Genomic DNA, 21728 nt, shown 5'->3' on the forward strand with positions numbered 1-21728 from the left:
CAGCACCCCGCTCGTTTTACTTTTTCCACTCCGATGCAAGCATTCCGTAAACAATGTGATCGACAAAATGGTCATACAGCCATTCCACCTGGCGTAGCGTCCCTTCTTCCGTATAACCGAGACGTTCCGGAATCCCGCGGCTTTTCAGATTTCCTGTCGCCACGCGGATTTCCGTGCGGTTCATGCCCAGTTGCCCAAACGAAATTTCCGTCAGCGCTTCCGCCACTCTCGTCATAATCCCGTGTCCCTGATAATCCTGCCCCAGCCAATAACCGATTTTCGCCGTTTTATTCGCCCACGCCAGCTCATTGAATCCAGCCAGGCCAACAACCTCACCTTTATAAACAATCCCTGTATTCAAGGTCTTGTTTTCCGCATAATTCTTGCGGCTCATGCGAATAAAATCACGCGAGTCCTCAACTGTCTTCGTATAATCGAGCCACGGCAGCCATTCCTTCAAATAAGTGCGCGAACCGTCCGTCAGCTCAAACACCCGCTCCGCATCTTTGTCTTCCAATAATTTCAGCGACAACTCTTCATCAATCCGGTATGTAAACATCTTCGATCCCTCCATTTATTGTATTCAGCGTAGCACAACCGGGCAGCTGTGAGAATATGGAATATTATGCATCTTTGCAATCCACAGATTTTCTCGCCGCCAGTAATTATGGTACTTTAATAAATACGTTAAGCTTCGCAATTTTTTTGCCTGGCTATTCCGAAATCTGCATCTTTTCCACATTCAAATAAATTTTATTGCAAATAAATTCGATTGTGTATCAGTAAAATTCCCAAGGAGGGGTGGACATGCCGAAAAACATCTTAGTTATAGGCGCCGGCATCGGCGGATTGACCGCTGGTGCGCTGCTGGCAAAAAACGGGGAACGCGTCACACTTCTCGAAGCATCTTCGGAACTGGGCGGATGCGCAGGGAAATTCAAACGGCATCAATTCCTCTACCCTGCCGGCGCCACGCTCGGCATGGGCCTGGAGAGCGGCGGCATCCATGAACGGGTTTTCCGGTTCCTCGGGAAGCCGTTTTCGCTCGAACCATTGGAAACGGTAATGGAAATGATCCATCCTGATCATAAATTTGTATTCATCAAAGACCGGGACCAGCACGTCGATCAAATCGTCAGCCATTTCCCCGCCTACGAGTCGAAAATCCGTGCCTTTTACAAAGAAATCTACACGACCGCTTCAATCGTCCGCACATTAATGGGCCCGCTTCCTGCACTGCCTCCGGCAACAGCGAAGGAATGGGCAGCCTTGACTGACGCCATCCGCCCGGTCCATGTGAAACTTTTGCTGCATTTCAATAAGACGCTCGGCAACCGACTGAAACACCACGGCCTTGACCAGCTCTCCGCGTTCCGCCATATGCTGGACGGCCTCCTGATCGACAGCATGCAGACCGGCTCCGAAGATGTATCCTATTTGCTGGCTGCGGTAGCGCTCGATATTTATCATGAAGGTGCATACTATGTACCCGGCGGACTGTACCGTTTCGCCGAGCTCATGGGCGACAGCATAACAGAGAACGGCGGCGTGCTGAAAAAGCGCCGTACCGTCACCCAATTGGCGCAAACTGACAAGGGCTGGATGGCAACCGATCACCGCGGCAATCAATACCAATCCGATGCAGTCATCGTCAATGCCCCGCTCCACCTGCTGCCTGGCATGCTGCCTCCTGAACTTGCACGCCAGTTGAAAAAGCCCCTGCTAGAAGGTGCAACGAGTGAAACTTGGACCACCCTGACTCTCTATATTGCGGTCGATTCCAGCAAACTGTCTCAGCCATTGCCTCCTTTCCGGCAGATTTCAACAGGAGCCGGCATGGCTGAAGGCGCTCACTTTTTCATGTCCGCCTCTCTTCCGGGCGACACTTTACGCGCGCCTGACGGCTATCAGACCGTGACAATTTCCACCCATTCCAAAGCCGGCTTTTGGGATACGCAGGAAAAATATGAAGCCACCAGAGAAATCCTAACTGAGCGCATGCTCCAGGCAATCGAACAGCAAATTCCCGGTTTCCGCGAATCAATTGTGCATCTTGAAACAGGCGCCCCAAAAGCATGGGAGCGCTACACCGGCAGACCGAACGGCTTCGTCGGCGGCTTCCCCCAAACCTTGGACTCCGCCCTGTTCAATTCCATCTCGCATCATTCCGGCATTCCGAACCTCTACGTCTGCGGCGACCACGTCTTCCCAGGCGGCGGCACAATCGGCGCAGCCACAAGCGGCATCCATGCCGCCCGCTCCATCGCTTTGAAGCGGTTGGTCTAGAAGCAGACGCAAGAACCGTTAGATAAAAATTCTCAAACGTAAGATAGAATCGCGAAATCGTAAGATAGAACTTCAAAAACGTAAGATAAAAAACAAAAACCATAACACAACAGTGCAAGAACTGTTGTGATCGGGCGGCGCGCCGCCCCAGACAGCTGGCGTGAGCCAGCTGTTTCAAAAACGATTTTGTCCTCTTTGAGAAAAGAACATTTTTGTTGAACGTTTGATAAGAAACACAAACCGTAAGATAGCATGATGAAATCGTAAGATAGAAACACAAAAACATAAGATAGAACTTCAAAAACATAAGATTAAAAACAAAAACCATAAGACAACAGTGCAAGAACTGTTTTGATCGGGCGGCGCGCCGCCCCAGGCAGCTGGCGTGCGCCAGCTGTTTCAAAAACGATTTTGTCCTCTTTGAGAAAAGAACATTTTTGTTGAACGTTTGATAAGAAACACAAACCGTAAGATAGAAACACAAAAACATAAGATAGAACTTCAAAAACATAAGATTAAAAACAAAAACCATAAGACAACAGTGCAAGAACTGCTTTGATCGGGCGGCGCGCCGCCCCAGGCAGCTGGCGTGCGCCAGCTGTCTCAAACCAATCTCTTGTAGCTTCTTATTTGGCGACATTTTTGATAGAAATGAACTAAAATCGGTTATCCGTCACTAAAACCGATCTATACGACACCAAAGCGACTCTATAAGACACCAAAACCAATCTATACGACATCTCCCTCAAGCTATACGCCCCCATTCAATAGAAGGTCCCGAAGAAATGAACTCGAAACAACACACTTCCAGAACCGCTTCTTCTTTCAAGTCTCTTCCTCTTAACCCCTACTCCAAGCAAAGGCGCGGCATTGGAGTGGCCGAAGCAACGAGACTGGCATCACTCCAGCCAGGCTTGTTGCGGGAGGCTTCTCCAGAGCGCCAAAGCGGCTGCAACTTTACCCCCTTCTTTATTCGCATGAGCTAAACTCGGCTATCCGTCACTAAAAACATTTTATACGGCACCAAAACGATTCTATACGACACCATAATCCACTTACACGATATGCCAGGCATGCTATACATTAACCGGCTTCAACTTTCTTTAAATAGAAGGTCCCGTAGAAATAAACTCGAAACAACACACTTCCAGAACCGCTTCTTCTTTCAAGTCTCTTCCTCTTAACCCCCACCCCAAGCAAAGGCGCGGCAATGGAGTGGCCGAAGCAACAAGACTGGCATCACTCTAGCCAGGCTTGTTGCGGGAGGCTTCTCCAGAGCGCCAAAGCGGCTGCAACTTTACACCCTTCTTTATTCGCATGAGATAAACTCGGCTATCCGTCACTAAAAACATTTTATACGGCACCAAAACGATTCTATATGACAACATAATCCACTTATACGATATGCCAGGCATGCTATACGTTAACCGGCTTCAACTTTCTTTAAATAGAAGGTCCCGTAGAAATAAACTCGAAACAACACACTTCCAGAACCGCTTCTTCTTCCAACTATCTTCTTCTTAACCCCCATCCTGAGCAAAGGCGCGGCAATGGAGTGGCCGAAGCAACAAGACTGGCATCACTCCAGCCAGGCTTGTTGCGGGAGGCTTCTCCAGAGCGCCAAAGCGGCTACGAACTCCCTCTTCCTTTAATGTCCCTTTAATATATATGAGGCAAAACCCGCTATCCGTCACCGTTATCAAGTTATACGACATCAAAACGATTCTATACGACATCAAAATAGATTTATAAGATAGCTTACACACCAAAGCGGCTACGCCCCCACTCTTCCACATATAAAAAACCCACCCGCTCCCGCGGATGGGCCACTCACTCAAGATTTTATTAGTCGATCGCAATGCCATACTTGGCAAAACCGTTCACAGTCGGCGCAATATACGTGATGCCGCTGTCTGCCGGAATTTTGTCCTGCGCATTGTTGGATGTCTCAAAGACGATCGACTGGTCGCCAGCAACCGGTGCGAATGTCCAGTTGTTGTCTGCAGAAGGATCGATGGTGCCGAGTCCTTCCAAATAATCAATGACCACTTGGCGGTTCTCATAAGCATAGTCGATCACTTCCGTTGCGTTCACAACGCCCGGGAAGCTGCCGCTTGCGCGGTAATTATTCGTCACTACCAGGAATTCCTGGCTCGGATCGATCGGCTCGCCTGCATAAGAAAGGTTCTTGATGCGGTTTGCGCCTTCATTGATTACATTGCCGGCCAGGTCATATTTCGCCGGCTCCGTTACATCGATTTCATACGTGACACCGTCGATGACATCGAAGTTGTACGTACGGAAATCGTTATTGATCAATTGCTGCTCACCAGCAGCGTTCGGATCGATCTGATTGAATTGGCCAGCTGACATTTCCAGCCATTCCTGCACATCTGCCCCCGTCATTTTCAATGCGAATGTCGTGTTATCGAAAACGTACAGGTCAGCGACGTTTTTAATCGCAATTTGACCGGCTTCGATATCCGTATAATAATCGCCGCCGTTGCGCCCGCCTGCTTTAAACGGTGCCGCAGCTGACAGGATCGGCAAATCTTCGTTCGCAGTGCCAGCTACCTGCTGCTCCACATACCAAGTCTGGGCGTTATTGACCAATTGGATGGATGGATCATCATTTACCAAAGCAAAATAGCTGTTGATCGGTGCTGTCGTTTCAGCAACCGGTGTGTTGACATATTCAATCGTGCCTTCGTGCGCTTCCTCGACCGCTTCCACTACATCCTCAGCAACTTCTCCAGTCGTGGAATCGATTTCGCGCAGTTCCGCTTTTTCGGAAGTCACTACCCAACGCTTGCCGTTGCCGCGCGGGCTCAATGTCAAATCAATGACACCCAGATGGCTGCCGAAATTGCCGGCCATGACAACCGGTGTGCCGTTGATCGTGCCTTTTTCCTGATCGACATTCGGCAAATCACCGTATGCGCCAGGGAAGACATCGTGGTCGTGACCCGTGATGATGGCATCAACACCTTCGACTTGTGAAATCTGGTACGTTACATCTTCTTCACCGATTTCATGAGTTGCATCGCCAATTCCTGAATGCGAAAGAACGACAATGACGTCAGCCCCTTCCGCTTTCATTTCCGGAATGAATTTCTCAACTGACTGCACAGCGTCTTCGGCAATGACTTTGCCTTCAAGATGCGTACGATCCCATTGCATGATTTTCGGTGCAACAACACCGATGACGCCCACTTGCAGCGTACGTGTTCTGCCCATCCCATCAACAACTTCTTTGTCGATCACTGTGTAAGGCTGGTATTTATTTTCTCCCGTTGCCGCATCCAGCACGTTTGCGTTCAGCACCGGGAACGGAGCATCATCCAATGCCTCGTCCAAATAATCCAACCCGAAGTTGAACTCGTGGTTCCCGAGCGTCGACGCATCGAATTCAAGGGATTCGAGTGCCGCGTATGCCGGGTGCAATTCGCCTTCCTCAAGCGGATCCACCGACACTTTATACGCGCCGAACGGCGTTCCTTGGATCAAATCTCCGTTGTCCAATAAAAGATTATTCGGGTTTTCCGCGCGGGCTTCTTCTATTAACACACCCGTTTTCGCTAGGCCCAATTCGTTGGACACTTTATCCTGGTAATAATCGTAATTCATGAAGTTCGTATGCAAATCCGTCGTACCCATTATGCGAAGCGATACATCGATCGGCTTCAATTTATTGCCCTTATCCGGTTTTGCCGCATCCGCGGCTCCTCCGGTAAACAAACCGCTTAAAGCTAATACCAGTGCCGCCAGCACCATCGCCAATCTTCTATACATTGACATTCTTCCAGCTCCTTCTGCTTAGTTTGTGAATCAATTTAATTATACTAAACAGGCGGCTTTTGATAATCATTATTTGATAATTCAATAAATTTTACCTATTTGTAACAATCATTGTGAAGCCGTTTTCAGGAATAAAATCTGTGTGGAGTTGAGATTGGGGAGGCAACTAGGGCAATAGTCGGCTTTGAAAGACTGACCAGCGGGATGGAAGAGGCGCTTTTTATAGATATCTGATGGGCCTTCAGCAGTTTCTAGGTTTTATAATTCGTGGAATTGGACATAATTGCTGATCGTTAGATACGAAACGCGAAGCGTAAGACAAAAAAGTGAAATCATAAGATAAAAGGTCAAAACCGTAAGATAAAAAACAAAAACCGCAATTCAAAAGAAAAAGAGCTGATTTCATCGGGCGGCGCGCCGCCCCAGGCAGCTGGCGTGCGCCAGCTGTTTCAAACCAAGCCCTTCCAGCTTTTTGTAAAGCGTCTTTTGGACGAAATATGAGTTAAAATCCAGAACCGCTTCTTTTTCCACTTCTCTTCCTCTTAACCCCCACCCCAAGCAAAGGCTTCTCCAGAGCGCCGAAGCGGCTGCAACTTTACGCTCTTCTTTATTCGCATGAGCTAAACTCGGCTATCCATCACTAAAAACATTTTATACGACACCAAATCGATTCTATACGACACCATAATCCACTTACACGATCTGCCAGGCATTCTATACGTTAACCTGCTTCAACTTTCTTTAAATAGAAGGTACAGAAGACATAAATCCTAAAAAACAAACCTCCAGAACCTTTCCTTCTTCCAACTTTCTTCCTCTTAACCCCCACTCCAAGCAAAGGCGCGGCTATGGAGTAGCCGAAGCAACAAGACTGGCATCACTCCAGCCAGGCTTGTTGCGGGAGGCATCTCCGGAGCGCCGAAGCGGCTGCAACTTTACGCTCTTCTTTATTCGTATGAGCTAAAATCGGCTATCCATTACTAAAAACATTTTATACGACACCAAATCGATTCTATATGACAACAAAATCGGTCTATACGACAACTGCATTACACTCTCCCTTAACCTGCTTCACCGCCCACCAAAATCATCTCTATTATTTACCGTATATCACGGTGACATGCGGATGTTTGTGCAGGACGCTGGCCGGAAACTCTTCCGTTACGGCACCGCTCTTCAGGCGCTCTACCGCATCCGTTTTATTGGCTCCGAAAGCCAGCAGCACAATTTTACGGGCGGACATGATCGTTCCAATGCCCATCGTGATCGCTTTTGCAGGAATAGCTTCTTCTTTTTCGAAGTATCTCGCATTCGATTTCCGTGTCGCTTCCGTCAATTCGATGACCTGTGTACGCGAATTAAACCGGGAACCGGGTTCATTGAATCCAATATGGCCGTTGACTCCGATTCCGAGCAATTGCAGATCGATGCCGCCGCTTGCTTCAATCAGCTTTTCATAACGCACACATTCAGCTGCCAGATCCTCGGCCAAACCATTCGGCAGGTGGTGGCGCGTTTCCGGCAGATCGATTTGACGAAATAAATTCCGGCACATGAATTCGTGGTAGCTGGTAGCATCCCCTGGGCCTTTGCCAACGTATTCGTCGAGATTGAAAGTCGTAGCACGGGCAAAAGATATTTCCTCTGCCTGGCAGCGCCGCACCATCACCTTATAAAATCCAAGTGGACTGCCGCCAGTTGCGAGGCCCAGCACACTGTCCGGTTTCTTCGCTAATTGCTCCGTGAAAATGTCTGCTGCGATTTCACTCATCTGTTCGTAGCTGCTGGCTTTAATCCAATCGATCATGAGCGAAACTCATCCTTCCTCTGCAAAAGGTGTAGCGGACACTGAAATCATCTGTTACCAATACAATATCAGCATCCTTTCCCGGATCCAGGCTGCCTTTCCGATTGTAGACTCCAAGCCGGCGTGCCGCATTTTCAGACGACAGCTTAATGGCATCACTCCATGAAATTCCTGCGGCCTCACGTAACTGCCGCAGCCCTTCATTCATCTTCAGTACACTGCCGGCAAGCGTACCGTCACTGAGCACCGCTTCCTTGCCCGATACAGTCACATCCTGGTCGCCAAGCGTGTAGGAACCGTCCGGCAATCCTTTGGCGCGCATCGAATCGGTAATGAGCAATAACCGATCCCGCCCGATCACCTTCACGATCAGTTTCAGCATATCCCGGGACAGATGTATGCCATCCGCGATGATTTCGCAGAATAATTCTCCATTCAGCATGCCCGCTCCCACCACTCCGATTTCCCGGTGATGCAAGCCGCGCATGGCGTTGCCGTAATGTGTCAAATGCGACAGGCCAGCTGATTGTGCATGGCTGACTGTTTCATAATCCGCCGTTGTATGGCCGGCTGACACGATGACACCGCGTTCAGCCAATTCCCGGATGACTTGAAAATCGGCATCCTGTTCCGGTGCCATCGTGATGATTTTCAGATCTTTCAAGGCATCACCCAACCATCCGTACAATTTCTCCATTGAAGGTTCGCAGATGTAGGCGGAAGGCTGGGCCCCTGCCTGATCCGGATGGATGAACGGACCTTCCAGATGGAAGCCGAGCATCTCCGCTCCTTGTTCTGCATTTTCCATGAAATGCCGGCCAAGCCGAACCGCATTTGCAATTCGGTCGGGCGATTGCGTCAAGGTTGTCGCCAAAAAGGACGTTGTGCCTTCAGCAGGCAAAGCACCTGCAATCTTAGCAGTCGCTGAACGGTCATCATCCATGAAATCCGCTCCACCAGCCCCGTGGATATGTATATCAATAAATCCGGGCAGCGCAATTGAACCGCCGCCGTCAAAACAATCGCCTTCCCAATCAGTCATCGTTCCTGTTGAAGCTGCAGCAATTTTGCCGTTTTCAATTAGAATCGTGCCTTCTGTCAATTCGCCTTCCGGCTGGACGAGCTGTATATTTTTTATCAGCATGCGAGTCATCAGGACACCTTCTTTTTAAAATTTATACGATTATTTTTTCTGCAATTGGCGATTTATCCGCTCTGTAATTTTTATGTCGATGCCCTTGAAACCCATTGCCATAAGTCCGCCGACAACCGCGCCGCTGACAGGTGCTGCCTGAGCTTGCTGCCATACAATATTCGGAAGCTTTTTCTTGCTTAACTTCCTTAAACACTCTAGAAGCTGCAGGGAATTGGCAAATACGCCGCCTGACAGGACAACAAGTGTCTGTTGATCTGCGGTGAATAATTTATTGTGGCAGGCTTCGATGCATCCCATTATTTCTGCACACGCCTGGCGGATGATTTCTATTGCTACTCCATCACCGCTTTCTGCCGCAGTGATTATCAGGGAAGCCAACGGTGCTATTACCGAGCGCGGATGTAGAGGTCCATGGACTTTATCGACCAGATCCTTCACGTCATTTACATCAAAGTGCTTGATGATTTCCTTCGTCAATACAGTCTCCGGCCCTCGTCCGTCGTAATTTCTAAAAACAGCGCGCAAGGCTTCATTGCCTAAATGATAAGCACTGCCCGCCTCATCGAATAAATATCCCCAGCCACCGGAACGGGCTGTTTCATTTTCAGAGTTTATTCCGAACGAAATGGATCCCGTCCCTGCAATTTGCACAATTCCCGGCTCGCCGAGCGTCTCGGAATACAGGACATTATACGCGTCGTTCTTCACGATGATTCCTGCCTGATCCGGCAGGAACTTCTTCAATAATTTTTCAAATTCCGCATCGCGCAGGCTGCTGTCCCCAGCTCCCGACATGCCTGCAAAACAGACTGCCAATTCTGAGAAAATAACAGGATCCTGCTTCTCCAGGTCCTCCACTAAACCTTTCAGCACTTCTTCAAACTCACTTTGACCCAAATTATTCGGATTACTTGGACCTGTGTGTGATTCCATATAGACTTTACCGTTTTCGTCAGCCACGACTCCCGTAGTTTTCGTGCCTCCTCCATCTATGCCCAACACATACATAACTATGCCTCACTTCCTGCTGCTCATTAAAAATCAATTCCCTTATTCATGTCTCATGCTTGCTACTTCCTATAGTACAATACATCTTTTAAATGCTTAACTAATGTTTCCCCTGTATCTGATTTCGAGAAACTTTCACTACCTGGTTCATTAAAAAATAAAAAAGTTTATTTCTTAATATTCTGACTAAATTAGGGTAGACTATGAATAAAGAGCTGATAATTTAATAAATAATAGACGGAATGCCGCCAAAAAAATTATAAAGGAGTGATTGGAATGGATATGTACACCACAGTCCTTATTATAGTAGTGGCGCTTGCTGCCATTGCCGTTGCATTCTTCGCCGCTAAAAAAGCCCGAAAGACAAAAGGAGTGGATTCTGGCGTGCCGACGACAGAGGAAGCGCAACTGGAAGACCGCTTTGCACGTGGAGAAATAACGGAATCGGAATATCACAGACGATTGAGGGAAATAGAAGAGAGACAGAATAAAAATGTCTAAGGGAGGCTGAAGGTTTTGGAATTTGTTTTACTGACGACTTTCCCCATCCCACTCCGTCTATTAGCCGGTCTTGGCGCATTGATCGTCGGCGTGCTGATCGCCTTCTGGTTCTTCATGGCGAAAAACAACCCGAGATCGCAGAAAGTGGATGAATTGCCCGCGAATAACGATGCGCGCACATTGCAGGACCAATATGACAGAGGCGAAATTACGGAAGAGGATTATCACCGGCGGCTGAGTGATTTGGAAAACGATCCGCATTCCCATTAGAAGATTTGAATCGGAGCAATGGAACTTTGCTGCCTTTGGGAATGTTTAAATCCACCGCAAGAAGGAAAAACTAGGATAATGAGGCAAGAAAAATCTGAAACTGGAGGTTTTAATGTGGCACATGAACAACATGCAGAATTATTGAAGGTTTTGCACGAGTGCATGACCGAATGTAACCATTGTTTCGACGCCTGCCTAAAAGAAGACGATGTGAAGATGATGGCAGAATGTATCCGACTGGACCGTGAATGCGCGGATATCTGCGGTTATCTTGAACAGGCAATTTCCCGCAACTCACCGTTTGTTAAGGAATTGGCACAGGTTTGCGCAACAATTTGCGAAGCCTGCGGCAATGAATGCAAAAAACACGACCACGAACATTGCCAGCGCTGTGCAGAAGCATGCTTCAAATGCGCAGAAGCCTGCAAAAACATTGCATAATTCAAAGAAAACCCCCTTTCCGAAATTACGGAAAGGGGGTTTTTCAGTCACATTTCTTTTATTGAATCTTGCCTTCACTCAAAATTTCCTGCCACGACCCGCCGCCGTCACCTGAAAGGTAGCTGTCACCCATGGCTGTGTAAAATGCCATTTCTTCCGGTTTCGCCGGATTGGCTGCGATAAAAATCGCACCGTCTTCGCCCAATTCCGGAAGCTCAAGCGATTGCGTCTCACCATCTTCCAAGGAGTAGGATTTCATTGCCGCCGCACTGCCGTGGCTAGCGTACAGCAATTCCGAATCCGTAAAGTGAAGCGCTGTGCCAAACTCACCTTCTGGAGTCAGCCGCTCGAAAGTGGCGCCGCCGTCTTCCGACAGGAATACACCTGCGTTGCTCGCCGCCGCCATTAACTGCGAGTCGTCCGGATGGATTGCGAGTGCCATGATTTCGCCTTCGATACCTTTCGGATCCAATTGCTCCCAGTCTGCCCCGTCGTTGTCACTAAAGTAAAAACCGGCTTCCATTTCCGAATTGGCCTGCGGGTTCATCACGAACAGATCATGGCTGCGGTAGCCTGCCGCCATCAAATGAAAGTCCGTTTCCCCGACTAAGCCGATCTCTTCAAGTGAACGGCCGCCGTCCGTACTTTTCTGAATGCCGATCGGGTTCGGCAAATCCGAATCCATGCCCGGATGCCCCGATGTATAGAAGCCTTCATCGACTGCGTTGAACCCCATATAATCGTTATACATGCCGTCCGTCTCAAACCACTCGCCGTCCCTGTAGACTTTCAAACCGATATGCGAGGCAAAATACAAACCGCCTTCACTTTCCATATAGCCCATACCATGCACATGCGTCAGGGTTTCATCAAATGGCACAAGGAAATCATCCGTTTCATTTTTTTCTGTGGATGCCTCCTGTTCTGTCGCCTCTTCTTCCGGCGGTGCCGCTTTTTCTGCTGCGCCATTATCAGAACCGTCACTGCACCCTGCAGCAATCAAACCTGCAGCCAGTGCAACGGTTAAAAATCGTTTATTCATATAAAATCCCTGCCTTCCATTTTCCTTTTGTTCATTATACCGAAAAATTATGCATTTTTTAGCGAGGCTGCTTGTCGATTTAATGGCAGCTGTTTTCATCTTGTTTAAAAAAACGGGGTTCAGGGAAGACTTTTATAAAACACAGTAAAACAAGGAGGTTCCAAATGGGCAGATTAGACGGTAAAGTAGCAATTATTACAGGTGCAGGAAGCGGACAAGGTGCGGAAGAAGCACGCATTTTCGCACGAGAAGGCGCGAAAGTGGTGGCAACGGATATCCAGGTGGACAAAGTCAAAGCTGTAGCTGAAGAAATTACAGGTTCCGGCGGAGAAGCACTTTCCTTCAACCATGACGTAACGAAACAGGAAGATTGGGAGATGGTCGTAAAAGAAACTGTCAACCGTTTCGGCAAGGTGGACATCCTGATCAATAATGCCGGTATCGGCGGCGCCGAAGGTTTTGGTCTGATTGATTCAATCGATCTGGACGGCTGGAATAAATTCATGACGGTCAATGCAACCAGCAATTTCCTCGGCATCAAAGCGGTCGTGCCGGAAATGCGCAAGAACGGCAAAGGCTCCATCGTCAATATCTCTTCCATGGCTGGCATGATCGGCGGTGCTGCCGGCGTCCATTATACAGCTTCCAAAGGTGCGACGCGTTTATTGACGAAAGGAGCCGCTGTGGAACTTGGACCGGATAATATCCGAGTCAATTCCATCCATCCCGGCTTCATCAATACACCGATGACTTCTGTCGTGCTGGACGACGAGGCAATGACCACGAATGCCTTGAAGGATATTCCCCTCGGCATCATCGGCGAACCGGAAGACGTCGCTTATCTGGCACTGTTCCTGGCTTCAGACGAAGCCCGCTTCATCACAGGCGCTGAACATTTGATCGACGGCGGCCAGACCGCCAAATAATTTCCCGGGAAATAAGCAAAGGGCATGCCATTGAGGCATGCCCTTTTTCTATCGATCTATTCAGCCTGATGAAACGGCTGCTTTATGTTCTCTTACGCAATGACGGCAAGGCTGAACCAGCAGTTTCGAATTAAAGGAATAGCAGGCCGAGTCCGATGACGACTCCGCTGACAAACAGGACGATCAAACAGAAGCCCATGATGTCTTTGGCTTTGAGACCTGCAATGGCGAGCGCAGGCAAAGCCCAGAACGGCTGGATCATATTCGTCCAGGCATCGCCCCACGCCACAGCCATGGCGACTTTCGCCGTGTCGCTCCCCAGCATTTCCGCTGCTTCAAGCATGATCGGTGCCTGGACTGCCCACTGGCCTCCGCCTGAAGGGACGAAGAAGTTGACAAGCCCTGCGCTAAGGAAGGCGAAAAGCGGGAAAGTCTGTGTCGTCGAGATGCCGACGAATGCTTCCGAAATGACAGCTGCCAGTCCCGAAGCCGTCATCATACCCATGATCCCCGCATAGAATGGAAATTGGACAATGATACCCCCAGCTCCTTTGACCGCTTCCTGAACGGCGATCAAATATTTCCGCGGCGTGCCGTGGAACAGGATGCCGAGGAACAGGAACATGAAATTGACCAAATCGAGTGTTAACGCAAAACCGTTTTGGACGAAATAATAAGCGATGAAAGCAATACCGAGAACGCCGATGATCATCGACAGAATCCAGCTGTTTTCCAGCCGCTCTGCAGGCGTCTGACCGCCTTTAGCCGGTTGTTCCTCAACTTCCGGTTCCACCAATACCTTTGGATCCACAGTAACTGTTTCTTCTTTTTTCGGCATCATCAAACGGTTCAATAACGGAAGAATGACGACCAAAGCCGCAATGATGATCAGGTTATAGCTGGCAAAAATCGTGTCTGTGGTCGGAATGATGCCGATCCGGTCCACGAATGGGTGGCCATCTGTCGCGATTGACAGAGGAATCGACCCCGAAAAGCCGGCATGCCAGATCAGGAACCCTGAATAGGCGCTGGCAATCAGCAATCGGTAGTCGACGTTTTCAACCCGCTTCGCCAATTCTTTCGCAAACAGCGCCCCGATGACCAGACCGAATCCCCAGTTGATCCAGCTTGCTGCAAGTGACACTAAAGTCACCCAAATAATTGCGCTTCCCGGTGACTTTGCAAAACTCGCAAGTTTGCCAAGGCCCTTTTTGAAAATCGGGCTGCTGGCCAGTACAAATCCCGTAACCAATACCAGTACCATCTGCATCGAGAACGCCAATAGCGCCCAGAAGCCTTCACCCCAGAAAGCCACCATCTCGACCGGTGAAGAACCGGTCAATCCAAGACCAAGTCCGAAAACGACAAGCGTCAGGATAATGACGAATAAAAACGGATCCGGCAAATATCTTTCCATCAAATTATTTGAAAAACGAATAATCCCCTTCATGTTTACTGACTCCCCTTTGTCTAATTTTTCATTTCCTATCTAATGCTACCTTATTTTCCAAGTTGAATGTATATATTTTGAAAAATTTCGATTATTCGGCGTAAGTTGTAATTTAAAAAAATCCATCTGAATCGAAAAAGCATGCATCAGGCGGAGAGCCTGCTGCATGCTTCTTTCAGCTTTTTTCTTCTATAGGAGCAGAACCAAGAACGCCAAAACTGAAGATCGTTTCAGATTGGTATCGCTGTCCCGCTTCCAGCACCGATGAACCGAAATTTTTGTGCCGCGATGAATCGGGCAGCTTCTGCGTTTCCAGGCAAAGACCCAGGTGATTTCTCGCTGGCGTGCCGCGCAAACTATAGGGACCGCCGAGCCCGTTGCCGGTGTAAAGCACAACAGCCGGTTCAGTCGTCGCCACCGAAAGCGTGCGGCCGCTTTCTTCATCTGCCAGCAAAATGGCGTTTCCTGCCGCTTGCCTGAGCACAAACGGATGATTATAGCCATGCCCGGCAAGTCGGGTCTGCGGGTGATCCGACTCCGCAGCATGCCGTATTTTATTGCCATTCCGAAGATCGAAAACCGTACCGGCCACCGGCAGCAGAGTGCCTGTCGGCAGCAGGTCAGCGCCGAGCTCCAGGAATTCATCACTTGGCAGCTGCAGATGATGGTCCAGTACATCGCGCTTCAAGTTGCCGCTTAAATTGAAATATGCATGGTTCGTCGGATTCAGCAGCGTGGGCTGGTCCGAAGTTCCGCTATAGGAAACGACGAGTTCGTTGCGGTCATGTTTGACCATATAGCGCACTTTCATCTCCACATTTCCCGGATAGCCTTCTTCGCCGTCAGGGCTCATGTATGTAAAGTCCACACCTGCCCCGTCCGGCTTTTCAAATGGCGAGGCGTTCCAAACCACTGAGTGGAATCCGCCAGCGCCGCCGTGGAGATGATGGCCGTTTGCGTTCCGGCCCAATTGATGGCGCGCACCTGCAATGTCAGCTGCACCGTCTTTGATGCGTCCGGCAAACCGGCCAGCCACCGCGCCGAGATAATGGACGTCGCGCTCGTATTCCTCCAGGGAATCAAATCCCAATACGATGTTTTCCGGTTGCCCCGTCTTATCGGGTGCCAGAATTTCTGTAATGATGCAGCCATAATTGATGCAGGAGCAAGGGTTTTAGTTAGCTCAGTCCAATCCCAAAGGAAAGAGAAGCTGTTTTGCGGAATATCGGTAATGTAAATTATTACTTATTCAACATAAATAACATGTTTAATTTGTTAGAATAGAATAAAAACAGAGAAAGAGCTGAAGCTGATGAAAACCGTGGTAACCAGGACTTTTAACCATCATGTAGTTAAAGAAGGAAATAAATCGTTGGTGCTCAACAAGATCATCGACTGCTCCCCTATTTCAAGGGCGTCGGTCGCAAGCGAAGTCGGCTTGAATAAAGGGACGGTTTCCTCTTTAGTCAATGATCTGCTGGAAGATCATCTGATTTACGAATCCGGTCCCGGCGTTTCAAGCGGCGGCAGGCGCCCGGTCATGCTCTTGTTCAATGAAAAAGCTGGACATTCGATCGGCATCGATATCGGGGTCAATTACCTGCTGGGCATCCTGACTGACCTGAGTGGCAATATCGTCCTGAAAAAAGAAGTTACATTCAAAGTTCTTTCTTATGAAGAGATCGAAGCGAAACTGTTTGCGGTCATCGATCATTTGCAGGCATCCGCTCCATCAAGTCCGCATGGCATCATCGGCATCGGTGTCGGGGTACCGGGTATCGTCGACAACGACGGCAATATCCTGCTGGCGCCGAACTTGAACTGGAAGAACTTGAACCTCCAAGCGATTTTGGAAGACAAATATGGTCTTCCGGTGATCATCGAAAACGAAGCCAACGCGGGTGCTTATGGCGAGAAGAAATTCGGAGCCGGAACGGAATGCGATAATATCGTCTACGTCAGCGCGGGCATCGGCATCGGCGTCGGATTGATCCTGAACGGTGAACTTTACAAAGGATCGAACGGCTTCTCGGGGGAACTCGGCCATATGACCATCCAGATCGACGGTGAAACTTGCCGCTGCGGCAATAAAGGCTGCTGGGAACTGTATGCTTCCGAACAGGCTTTGATCAAGCGGGCGGAACCGATGGGCTTGCCACTCGCCGACCACGAAGAATTCGACTTGACCAATCTGCAGGCACTGGCTGCAGCCGGCAATAAAGACGTCATCGCCCTGTTTGAACAAACAGGTGATTATTTGGGCGTCGGCATCAACAACATCATCAATACGTTCAATCCACAGCAGGTCATCATCGGCAACCGGCTGGCATCCGCAAAAGAATTATTGGAACAGCCGTTGAACAACCGCGTCGCCAACCAGGCGCTGTGGTTCCAGAAAAATGATCTGGAGATCAAATTCTCAGAGCTGTCCACGTTCTCGACAGCCCTTGGCGTGGCTGCTTTTTCAATCGAAAACTTCCTGCAGGTCAGCATCCGCCAGAAGAACGTGCTATCTGTCTAGGCTGGTCCGCTGCCGGATCTTTTCCGGCAGGATTTTTGTAAGCACTTACATGTGAAAATATATTGCAAAGGATGGATTATTTTGACGAAGATTCTTAACCCGATTTTGCCGGGATTCAATCCCGACCCAAGCATCTGCCGTGTGGGAGAAGATTATTACATAGCCGTTTCCACTTTTGAATGGTTCCCCGGCGTCGGCATTTACCATTCCAAAGACCTGAAAAACTGGCGTCTCGCTTCACGGCCGCTTAACCGTGTCAGCCAATTGAACATGATGGTCAACCCATTGCCCACTCTAAAACGATTGACGGCCCGTATGAAGTGCACCCTGAAAATCCGCTGATCACGTCGTTTCCTTATCCGCGGAATCCGCTGCAAAAAGCAGGGCATGCTTCCATCGTCCAGACGCATACCGATGAATGGTTCCTTGTCCATTTGACGGGCCGTCCGTTGCCACAGCAAGATCAGGCATTGCTGGATCCGCGCGGTTTCTGCCCGCTTGGACGTGAAACAGCGATTCAACGGTTGGAATGGAAAAACGATTGGCCCTATGTTGTCGGCGGCAACCAGCCTTCACTCGAAATCGACGGACCGGCAATCGATGAACATGTGTGGGACGAAGACTTCCCGGAAAAAGACGATTTCGATTCCGAGCAATTGAACGCGCATTTCCAGACTTTGCGCATCCCGCTCGGCGAAGAAATCGTCTCGCTGACGGAAAATCCAGGCCACTTGCGCATCCACGGACGCGAATCACTGACGTCGAAATTCACCCAAGCCTTCGTCGCGCGCCGCTGGCAGCATTTCAACTTCACAGCCCAAACGAAAGTCGCGTTCAATCCGACGACGTTCCAGCAAGGCGCTGGCCTTGTCAATTACTACAATACTGAAAACTGGACGGCCCTCCAGATTTCATGGAATGAAGAAAAAGGACGCATCCTCGAATTGACCGTGTGCGACAATACCGCATTCGACCAGCCGCTGCAAGGCGAAGAAATCGAAGTGCCCGACCATGTCGACTATGTGCATATGCGTGTCGACGTCCAAACAGGCATCTATCAGTATTCCTACTCCTTCGACGGTGAAAACTGGACCTTGATCCCGGTCCCTTTCCGGTCGCATAAATTATCGGATGATTACATCCAGGGCGGCGGCTTCTTCACCGGCGCATTCGTCGGCATGCAATGCCAGGATACGTCCGGAGCAGGGTTAGCTGCTGATTTTGATTACTTCATCTACAAAGAAAATAAATAACGGACACATTAAAGCCGCTTGAAAGCATTCATGCTTTCAAGCGGCTTTTTCTTCTATTCTTCCAGTCCAAATGCTTCCGACAACAGACGGATTCCTTTCATCCTATTTTCTGCGCCGGCAACATTCGGTATGACCAAAATTTCATCGGTCTGAAAAACTTCGGCAATTTCTTCGATCTGCCGTTTCACTTCTTCCGCTGTACCGACCAGCATGCGCTTCCGGTTGCGTTCGACTTTCTCTTTTTCGCTCGTGCTGAAACCGCGCTGCGCTGCCGTTTCCACAGAAGGATAATACGGCGGAGGTGTTTCCGACTCGATGAACAGCAGCCATAGGTCGAACGCCCTCGCCAGTTCCTGCGCCTCTTCTTCCGTCTCCCCGACAACAACAAAAACCGAGACCATCGTTTTGGACGCATCCTGCAGTTTCGCCGGCTGGAATTGCTCCTCATACGCCCTGAACAATCGGGCACTCGATTTAAGCGGTTTCGCAAAATGGGCATAGACATAACCTGCTCCAGCTTCTGCCGCCACTTTTGCGCTGCCTTCCCCCGTGCCGAGCACCCACATGTCAGGGGCGGTTCCGCTTACCGGAGTAGCGCGGAGTTTCTGAAAGCGATGCTCCGATTCTGTATCGTCCGTGAAATATTTTTGGATATCGGCGATTTGCTGTTCATAGGAAACCGGTATCCCTTTGGACTCGTTCAATGCTTTATTGACCAACCGGTAGCTGCGCGAGCGGCCGATGCCGAGGTCGATCCTGCCGGGATGGAGCGCTTCGAGCAGCCGGAAGTTTTCCGCCACTTTATAGGAACTGTAATGCGGCAGCATGACACCCCCGGAGCCGATGCGGATCTTTTCGGTCGCGCCTGCGAGATGCATCATCAGCATTTCCGGTGAACTGCCGGCCACCGAAAACACCTGGTGATGTTCAGCCACCCAGAAGCGCTTAAAGCCCAGCTGTTCAGCCATTTGCGCGAGCCGGGTCGTCTGCTGCAGCGCCTCTCCGGCCGCCATACCTTCATCGATCGGCGAATAATCCAGAATGCTTAATGAAATCATGAGTTTCCCGCCTTTTTTTCAAGTTGCTATTAGTTTAGCATGCGAGTTGCGGCAGACAGGAATGGTTTGTTTGCGGTGAAATGGATTTATTTGCGCAGATTTGAATTTGTTTGCGGAAAACGAATTTTATTTGCGCAGATCCTGATTTATTTGCGCAAAATCGTTTTTATTTGCGCAGCGGCATTTTTTGTCGAGTCCGTATACACAGAGACAAAATCCATAAAGAAAAGCCCCAGCAGATGCCGGGGCTTTCAACGGTCATTTCTACCGTTTAATCCGAAGTTCCGTTTCCTTGTCGAAGAAATGCGCGCGGTTCATGTCGAAAGCCATATCGATCGTCTGCCCGGCCTGGACGTTGAACCGGGAATCGACACGGGCGATGAAATCCTGGTTGTTTACGATCGAATAAAGGACGATTTCCGAACCCATCAATTCAGCCACTTCGATATGCGCCCGGATTTTCGTTTCCGGTGAATGGTCCAGGAATACCGGTTCATACTTGGGGCGAATGCGGATACATGTGCAAGCCGTCTTTCTTGTTTTTATAGGTATTCTCGAGATCGAGGCGCGCGTTTTCATTGAAATAGCTGTAGGCTTTTTCCGGATAGCCGAGCTTCGACGCCATAATGCTGTGGACGCACGATGATAATGAAGAATCATGTGTCGTGATCGCTTCATAATAATCGTATGAATTTTTGATGGTTTCAAAATCCTGTTCATCTTCGAGAAGAAAATGAGCGAGCACGGTATCGGCCTGTTTCAGCACCTGATACCGGTACAACGTCAATGGGTGGTAATTCAGCAATAATGGAAACTTCTCAGGCGGTGTATTTTTCAGGTCCCATCTCGCCTTTTGAAGGAAACTGTCATCCTGCGCGTTGATCTGCAGGGTTTCATCATATGGAAGATACATGCTGTCGGCCGCTATCTGCCAATTGCCGACTTCTGTTTCGGTCAATTCGAGCCGGCTTGCCACCTCTTTCAAATGGTCGCTGTCTGTTTCATCCAATAAATAATAGATTTTGGCGGCCCAGCTTAAATTGTGCTTGGCCATGACATTCGTATAATAATTATTGTTTACGAGACAGGTGTATTCATCGGGACCTGTTACATCATCGATCCGGAATTTGCCGTTCTGCAAATGGCCGGTGTCTTCCCATAGGCGTGCTGTTTCAAAGAGCACTTCCGCCATATAGCGTTTCATGAAGTCTTCATCTTTCGTCGCTAAATAATATTGGATATAACTATAGGCGATATCTGCGCTGATGTGGTATTGCGCAGTGCCGGCAGGGAAAAAGGCGGAACTTTCCGTTCCCGTAATCGTGCGCCAAGGGAATAATGCACCTTTTTCATGCTCCATTTCCCTTGCCCGCTCCCTCGCGTGATCCAAAATCGAATACCTGTGCAACAGCATATTTTTCGCAATCTCCGGATTCGTCATTAAAAAGACAGGGAAAATATAGATTTCGGTGTCCCAGAAATAATGCCCTTCGTACCCTTCGCCTGACAGCCCTTTCGCCGCAATATTGCTCGCAGGGTCTTTGCCGACGGATTGGAGCAGCTGAAAAAGATTAAAGCGGATGCCTTCCTGGACCCGCTGGTCTCCTTCGATAACAATATCCGAAATTTTCCAGTAAACGTCCAAATAAGCTTTCTGGTCTTCCAGAAGTTCGTCGAAACTCTTATCCTGAACTTGTCGAAGGAGGACCAGCCCTTCATCGACAACATTTTCACCATGCCGCAAGGTTTCGGTATAAATTGCGTATTTTGTGAAATGAACCGTTTCATGGCCTGCACATACATAGGTTTCTTCCAGGGCAGTCTCGGTCAGCCTGCTGTCGTAATCGTAATTTCCGGATGCCAGAGCGGAAGAAGAAACGCACACCACCTTGAGTTCAGTCACGTATGTAGTGTCTTTTACAATAGCGACTCCATCTTCCAGCCCGGTTTCAGTGACTTGCAGCCTTTTGGCATGCCCGGATGCCACACGCGGATCGTCTTTGTCCACAAAATTCGTTACATCGCCATTGACCGTGGAAACGATTTTCACCTCTTCGACCGGCGTGATGGTTTCCACTTTAATATCGATGGCGAACAGTTCCTTTACATTGAATGATACCAGACGCCTGAAGTGGATTTTAACTTCTTTGCCCTTAGGCGATATCCAGTGTACAATCCGTTCAGCAAAACCGCTGTCCAGATGCAAATTCC

The 21728-nt window shown here is 49.2% G+C and carries 17 protein-coding genes and 2 pseudogenes; 7 read left to right on the forward strand and 12 right to left on the reverse strand.

Annotated elements, in window-relative coordinates; genetic code table 11:
• Nucleotides 1-16: 16 nt before the first annotated feature.
• Nucleotides 17-559, reverse strand: coding sequence for a GNAT family N-acetyltransferase (locus CXF70_RS05920; protein WP_101801921.1), 543 nt, complete (start codon nucleotides 557-559; stop codon nucleotides 17-19).
• A 248-nt stretch (nucleotides 560-807) separates the two neighbouring features.
• Here CXF70_RS05920 and CXF70_RS05925 point away from each other — a divergent pair, with 248 nt between their 5' ends.
• Nucleotides 808-2286 carry a phytoene desaturase family protein gene (locus CXF70_RS05925; RefSeq protein WP_101801922.1) on the forward strand — a complete coding sequence of 493 codons (1479 nt, stop codon included), beginning with the start codon at nucleotides 808-810 and terminating at the stop codon, nucleotides 2284-2286.
• Nucleotides 2287-4131: 1845 nt separating this feature from the next.
• Here CXF70_RS05925 and CXF70_RS05935 read toward each other — a convergent pair.
• From CXF70_RS05935 to CXF70_RS05950, 5 genes are all read right to left on the reverse strand, one after another.
• Nucleotides 4132-6084, reverse strand: coding sequence for a bifunctional 2',3'-cyclic-nucleotide 2'-phosphodiesterase/3'-nucleotidase (locus tag CXF70_RS05935; RefSeq protein WP_101801924.1), 1953 nt, complete (start codon nucleotides 6082-6084; stop codon nucleotides 4132-4134).
• 402 nt (nucleotides 6085-6486) lie between these two features.
• Nucleotides 6487-6615, reverse strand: coding sequence for a hypothetical protein (locus tag CXF70_RS18515; RefSeq protein WP_255400065.1), 129 nt, complete (start codon nucleotides 6613-6615; stop codon nucleotides 6487-6489).
• Between the two features lie 565 nt (nucleotides 6616-7180).
• Nucleotides 7181-7888 carry a glucosamine-6-phosphate deaminase gene (gene nagB, locus CXF70_RS05940; protein WP_369916923.1) on the reverse strand — a complete coding sequence of 236 codons (708 nt, stop codon included), beginning with the start codon at nucleotides 7886-7888 and terminating at the stop codon, nucleotides 7181-7183.
• Complete coding sequence (gene nagA, locus CXF70_RS05945) at nucleotides 7875-9044, reverse strand: N-acetylglucosamine-6-phosphate deacetylase (protein ID WP_101801926.1); 1170 nt, start codon at nucleotides 9042-9044, stop codon at nucleotides 7875-7877. The genes nagB and nagA overlap by 14 nt, the downstream gene beginning before the upstream one ends.
• Nucleotides 9045-9074: 30 nt before the next feature.
• Nucleotides 9075-10055 carry an N-acetylglucosamine kinase gene (locus CXF70_RS05950; protein ID WP_084242933.1) on the reverse strand — a complete coding sequence of 327 codons (981 nt, stop codon included), beginning with the start codon at nucleotides 10053-10055 and terminating at the stop codon, nucleotides 9075-9077.
• 276 nt (nucleotides 10056-10331) lie between these two features.
• Between CXF70_RS05950 and CXF70_RS05955 the strand changes: the two genes are divergently transcribed.
• The 3 genes from CXF70_RS05955 (at nucleotide 10332) to CXF70_RS05965 (ending at nucleotide 11267) form a co-directional block, all read left to right on the forward strand.
• The gene (locus CXF70_RS05955) at nucleotides 10332-10556 is read left to right on the forward strand and encodes an SHOCT domain-containing protein (RefSeq protein WP_084242934.1); all 225 of its coding nucleotides are present in this window, start codon (nucleotides 10332-10334) and stop codon (nucleotides 10554-10556) included.
• A gap of 15 nt (nucleotides 10557-10571) precedes the next feature.
• Complete coding sequence (locus tag CXF70_RS05960; protein WP_101801927.1) at nucleotides 10572-10826, forward strand: SHOCT domain-containing protein; 255 nt, start codon at nucleotides 10572-10574, stop codon at nucleotides 10824-10826.
• Between the two features lie 114 nt (nucleotides 10827-10940).
• On the forward strand, nucleotides 10941-11267 hold the full coding sequence (locus tag CXF70_RS05965) for a four-helix bundle copper-binding protein (RefSeq protein WP_101801953.1): 327 nt from the start codon (nucleotides 10941-10943) through the stop codon (nucleotides 11265-11267).
• Between the two features lie 58 nt (nucleotides 11268-11325).
• On the opposite strand, the gene CXF70_RS05970 is transcribed toward CXF70_RS05965, so the two are convergent.
• Nucleotides 11326-12309: a F510_1955 family glycosylhydrolase gene (locus CXF70_RS05970; protein ID WP_101801928.1), complete on the reverse strand. Its 984-nt coding sequence runs from the start codon at nucleotides 12307-12309 to the stop codon at nucleotides 11326-11328.
• 164 nt (nucleotides 12310-12473) lie between these two features.
• Between CXF70_RS05970 and CXF70_RS05975 the strand changes: the two genes are divergently transcribed.
• Nucleotides 12474-13235 carry an SDR family NAD(P)-dependent oxidoreductase gene (locus tag CXF70_RS05975; protein ID WP_101801929.1) on the forward strand — a complete coding sequence of 254 codons (762 nt, stop codon included), beginning with the start codon at nucleotides 12474-12476 and terminating at the stop codon, nucleotides 13233-13235.
• A gap of 130 nt (nucleotides 13236-13365) precedes the next feature.
• On the opposite strand, the gene CXF70_RS05980 is transcribed toward CXF70_RS05975, so the two are convergent.
• A complete protein-coding gene (locus CXF70_RS05980; RefSeq protein ID WP_101801930.1) occupies nucleotides 13366-14685 on the reverse strand; it encodes a short-chain fatty acid transporter in 1320 nt (439 codons plus the stop codon).
• Between the two features lie 175 nt (nucleotides 14686-14860).
• Nucleotides 14861-15844, reverse strand: a complete 984-nt coding sequence (locus CXF70_RS05985; protein ID WP_101801931.1) for an aldose epimerase family protein — start codon at nucleotides 15842-15844, stop codon at nucleotides 14861-14863.
• A gap of 153 nt (nucleotides 15845-15997) precedes the next feature.
• On the opposite strand from CXF70_RS05985, the gene CXF70_RS05990 reads away from it, so the two are divergent.
• Both CXF70_RS05990 and CXF70_RS05995 read left to right on the forward strand, forming a co-directional pair.
• On the forward strand, nucleotides 15998-17206 hold the full coding sequence (locus tag CXF70_RS05990; RefSeq protein ID WP_101801932.1) for an ROK family protein: 1209 nt from the start codon (nucleotides 15998-16000) through the stop codon (nucleotides 17204-17206).
• A gap of 81 nt (nucleotides 17207-17287) precedes the next feature.
• Nucleotides 17288-18459, forward strand: a pseudogene (locus CXF70_RS05995) (glycoside hydrolase family 43 protein).
• A gap of 53 nt (nucleotides 18460-18512) precedes the next feature.
• On the opposite strand, the gene CXF70_RS06000 reads toward CXF70_RS05995, so the two are convergent.
• The 3 genes and pseudogenes from CXF70_RS06000 to CXF70_RS06005 all read right to left on the reverse strand — a co-directional run bounded on the left by CXF70_RS06000 (nucleotide 18513) and on the right by CXF70_RS06005 (nucleotide 21723).
• Nucleotides 18513-19517, reverse strand: a complete 1005-nt coding sequence (locus CXF70_RS06000; RefSeq protein WP_101801933.1) for an LLM class flavin-dependent oxidoreductase — start codon at nucleotides 19515-19517, stop codon at nucleotides 18513-18515.
• A 264-nt stretch (nucleotides 19518-19781) separates the two neighbouring features.
• Nucleotides 19782-20012, reverse strand: a pseudogene (locus CXF70_RS18055) (TOBE domain-containing protein); the annotation flags it as partial.
• Entirely contained in the window at nucleotides 20011-21723 is a 1713-nt protein-coding gene (locus tag CXF70_RS06005; protein ID WP_101801934.1) for a glycoside hydrolase family 65 protein, read from the reverse strand. The pseudogene CXF70_RS18055 and the gene CXF70_RS06005, both read right to left, overlap by 2 nt.
• Between the last annotated feature and the right edge of the window lie 5 nt (nucleotides 21724-21728).

This window comes from Planomicrobium sp. MB-3u-38, assembly GCF_002836425.1.
Lineage (GTDB): Bacteria > Bacillota > Bacilli > Bacillales_A > Planococcaceae > Planococcus > Planococcus okeanokoites.

What these genes read in the sequence shown, in the direction of transcription:
- CXF70_RS05955 (WP_084242934.1), top strand. Translation starts at nt 10,332, where the DNA reads ATGGATATGTACACCACAGTCCTTATTATAGTAGTGGCGCTTGCTGCC.
- CXF70_RS06000 (WP_101801933.1), bottom strand. Translation starts at nt 19,517, where the DNA reads ATGATTTCATTAAGCATTCTGGATTATTCGCCGATCGATGAAGGTATG.
- CXF70_RS05980 (WP_101801930.1), bottom strand. Translation starts at nt 14,685, where the DNA reads ATGAAGGGGATTATTCGTTTTTCAAATAATTTGATGGAAAGATATTTG.
- CXF70_RS05970 (WP_101801928.1), bottom strand. Translation starts at nt 12,309, where the DNA reads ATGAATAAACGATTTTTAACCGTTGCACTGGCTGCAGGTTTGATTGCT.
- CXF70_RS05920 (WP_101801921.1), bottom strand. Translation starts at nt 559, where the DNA reads ATGTTTACATACCGGATTGATGAAGAGTTGTCGCTGAAATTATTGGAA.
- CXF70_RS05990 (WP_101801932.1), top strand. Translation starts at nt 15,998, where the DNA reads ATGAAAACCGTGGTAACCAGGACTTTTAACCATCATGTAGTTAAAGAA.
- CXF70_RS05925 (WP_101801922.1), top strand. Translation starts at nt 808, where the DNA reads ATGCCGAAAAACATCTTAGTTATAGGCGCCGGCATCGGCGGATTGACC.
- CXF70_RS05935 (WP_101801924.1), bottom strand. Translation starts at nt 6,084, where the DNA reads ATGTCAATGTATAGAAGATTGGCGATGGTGCTGGCGGCACTGGTATTA.
- CXF70_RS05950 (WP_084242933.1), bottom strand. Translation starts at nt 10,055, where the DNA reads ATGTATGTGTTGGGCATAGATGGAGGAGGCACGAAAACTACGGGAGTC.
- CXF70_RS05975 (WP_101801929.1), top strand. Translation starts at nt 12,474, where the DNA reads ATGGGCAGATTAGACGGTAAAGTAGCAATTATTACAGGTGCAGGAAGC.
- nagA (WP_101801926.1), bottom strand. Translation starts at nt 9,044, where the DNA reads ATGACTCGCATGCTGATAAAAAATATACAGCTCGTCCAGCCGGAAGGC.